We start from the raw sequence: 2,535 nt of genomic DNA on the forward strand, positions 1-2,535 counted from the left end.
TTCGTGGGCAGCGTCGGAGGTGTATAAGAGCCCAACTAAGGCAGCCACACCCCCCGCACCCCGATACGAAGCCAAAAACGCGGCAATCAGCTTCGGGGTGCCCCCACGCAACCCCCGTGCGCAATGTCGCCGCCAGGCGACGAGCCGCCCGAGACCGAAGCGAAGGATTCACAAATCCAACGCAGCCCTCAAAGCCACATCGATCTGCTCCTGAACCTCAGAATCAACCTCAGCAACCCGATCCGCCAGCCAAGGCCGATACAACCGAGTCAAATTCAAAGTAGACACCCAATACCGAGCATCCACCGCCACCCCGAGAATGTCCTGCGGATCCCGATCCAACAGCTCAGTCCCCAGCAACCAAGGCCGCTCAGACTCATTCACCCCGTCGGACGACAGCAGCACCACAGTCCGCTGCCGCGCGGGATCAGTAGGCGGGTGGTAAGTCCAAACCTCACCCCTGCGCACGCATCTCCTTCTCCGCAGCCGCCCGCTCCGCCTCGTCCGCTTCAGCTGACGGCGCGGCAGGAGCACGCTGCGGGGTATACCCAGTCCGAACCGCCTCGCGCCGAGCCGCCTTGGACAGCCAGGACGAGACCGAAATACCGTGCGCCTTCGCGGCCCGCTCGGCGTACTCGAGCGCACCGGTGTCGAGCGAGAGTGTCACCTTACGTGTTGCCATACCTTTTACCGTACCACTCTCACAGCGTCGGCAGCTCTCACAGCGTCGGCGACCTGCCCTCGAACGGCGTGGACAGCACGACTGTGGTCCGGGTGGACACCTTCGCCGCCTCGCGGATCCGCCGGAGCAGGTCCTCGAGGCCGAGCGGCGACGCGACCCGCACCAGCAGGATGTAGGACTCGTCGCCGGCGACCGAGTAGCAGGACTCGATCTCGGTGATGTGCTGGATCCGCTGCGGGTAGTCGTCGGGCGCGGCCGGGTCGTTCGGGGTGAGCGAGATCAGCGCGGTGAGCGGGAGGCCGATCTGCTCGCCGTCGAGCCGGGCGGTGTAGCCGAGGATGACGCCGCGCTGTTCGAGGCGGCGCACCCGCTGGTGCACCGCCGACACCGACAGCCCGACCCGCTCGGCGAGATCGGTGAAGCTGCGCCTGCCGTCGGCGGCCAGCTCCTGCACGATCGCCTGGTCGAGCGGTTCCAGCGGCCCGCTCATGCCGTCGCCTCCTCGAGGAGTTTCCCGCTGATCGCCCGGGAGGCGACGGTCTGAACGGCGACGATTCGCTTGCGAGCCGCGCTCATGCGTCCAGCACGACCAGTTCGTGCGGCCGTGTGTTCACCGGCTCGACGCCCGACTCGGTGACGAGCACGATGTCCTCGATCCGGGCGCCCCAGCGGCCCGGCTGGTAGATGCCCGGCTCGACGCTGAACGCCATGCCCGCTTCGAGCGGAAGCGCGTTGCCCGCGATGATGTAGGGCTCTTCGTGCACGTCGAGGCCGATGCCGTGGCCGGTGCGGTGGATGAAGTACTCGCCGAATCCGGCGGCGTCGATGACGTCGCGCGCGGCCTTGTCGATGCTCTCGGCGGTGGCGCCGGGGCGGACCGCGTCGACCGCGGCCTGCTGCGCGCGCTGCAGCACGGCGTAGGTCTCGGCGACGTCAGCGTCGCGGGGTTCGCCGATCGAGTAGGTGCGGGTGGAGTCGGAGTTGTAGCCCTCGGGCACCGGTCCGCCGATGTCGATCACTACGACGTCGCCGCGTTCGATGACGCGCTCGGACACGTCGTGGTGCGGGCTGGCGCCGTTGGGGCCGGAGCCGACGATGACGAAGTCGGCGTGCGTGTGGCCCTCTTCGACGATGGCGGCGGTGATGTCCGCGCCGACCTCGGCCTCGGTGCGGCCCGCGCGCAGCCATTCGCCCATCCGCGCGTGGACGCGGTCGATCGCCGCGCCCGCCTTGCGCAGGGCCTCGATCTCGGCGGCGTCCTTGCGCATCCGCAGCTCGCGCACGATCGGGCCGGCGAGGATCTGCTCGGCGTCGCCGAACGCCGCGCGCAGGGACAGCACGTGCAGCGCCGGGGTGAAGTCGCTGACCGCGATCCGGCCGGGCTTGCCGAGCCGGTCGGCGACCAGGCGGTAGGGGTCGTCGCCGTCGACCCAGGTGAGCACCTCGACGCCGAGGTCGTCGGTGGGCACGCCGGCGTAGCCGGGGGCCTCGAGCTTCGGCACGACGAGCGCAGGGGTGCCGTCTGCGGGAACGACGAGAGTGGTCAGCCGCTCGAACGAACCGCCCGCCTGGCCGAGCAGGTACCGCAGGTCGGACCCGGGCGCGACGAGCAAGGCGTCGGTGCCGGCGGCGGCAGCGGCTTTCGCGGCGCGGTCGAGACGGGCGCGGAGCGCGGCGGCGTCGGGAGCAGGCGTGTGGAGGGATCGGCTCGACATGACGCCGAGCCTAGTACCGGCGTCGCGGCGCAGCCCGCCCGTCCTCCCCAATCCGGCGCGCTGCCCCCGCCATCCCTCCGATCCCCCGCGGACGCCGTCCGTGAAGGGCTCCTTGAGGGCTGTCTCTTAAACCAATCT

4 protein-coding genes are annotated in these 2,535 nt (G+C 69.9%); all 4 read right to left on the reverse strand.

The window, feature by feature from the left end; translation table 11 throughout:
• Nucleotides 1-168: 168 nt before the first annotated feature.
• The 4 genes from D0D37_RS48390 to D0D37_RS46175 all read right to left on the reverse strand — a co-directional run bounded on the left by D0D37_RS48390 (nt 169) and on the right by D0D37_RS46175 (nt 2,397).
• The gene (locus D0D37_RS48390) at nt 169-468 is read right to left on the reverse strand and encodes a hypothetical protein (protein WP_116206876.1); all 300 of its coding nucleotides are present in this window, start codon (nt 466-468) and stop codon (nt 169-171) included.
• Nucleotides 455-682 carry a hypothetical protein gene (locus D0D37_RS46165; RefSeq protein ID WP_037370398.1) on the reverse strand — a complete coding sequence of 76 codons (228 nt, stop codon included), beginning with the start codon at nt 680-682 and terminating at the stop codon, nt 455-457. The genes D0D37_RS48390 and D0D37_RS46165 overlap by 14 nt, the downstream gene beginning before the upstream one ends.
• A gap of 37 nt (nt 683-719) precedes the next feature.
• Nucleotides 720-1,172 (reverse strand): Lrp/AsnC family transcriptional regulator, encoded by a 453-nt coding sequence (locus tag D0D37_RS46170; protein WP_009078207.1) that lies wholly within the window; start codon nt 1,170-1,172, stop codon nt 720-722.
• Between the two features lie 82 nt (nt 1,173-1,254).
• Nucleotides 1,255-2,397, reverse strand: a complete 1,143-nt coding sequence (locus tag D0D37_RS46175) for a M24 family metallopeptidase (protein ID WP_116206877.1) — start codon at nt 2,395-2,397, stop codon at nt 1,255-1,257.
• Nucleotides 2,398-2,535: the final 138 nt, after the last annotated feature.

The organism is Amycolatopsis circi, assembly GCF_003385235.1.
Taxonomy (GTDB): domain Bacteria; phylum Actinomycetota; class Actinomycetes; order Mycobacteriales; family Pseudonocardiaceae; genus Amycolatopsis; species Amycolatopsis circi.

Excerpts from the sequence above, each read along its gene's own strand:
- D0D37_RS46170 (WP_009078207.1), bottom strand. The coding sequence starts at position 1,172 with ATGAGCGGGCCGCTGGAACCGCTCGACCAGGCGATCGTGCAGGAGCTG.
- D0D37_RS46165 (WP_037370398.1), bottom strand. The coding sequence starts at position 682 with ATGGCAACACGTAAGGTGACACTCTCGCTCGACACCGGTGCGCTCGAG.
- D0D37_RS46175 (WP_116206877.1), bottom strand. The coding sequence starts at position 2,397 with ATGTCGAGCCGATCCCTCCACACGCCTGCTCCCGACGCCGCCGCGCTC.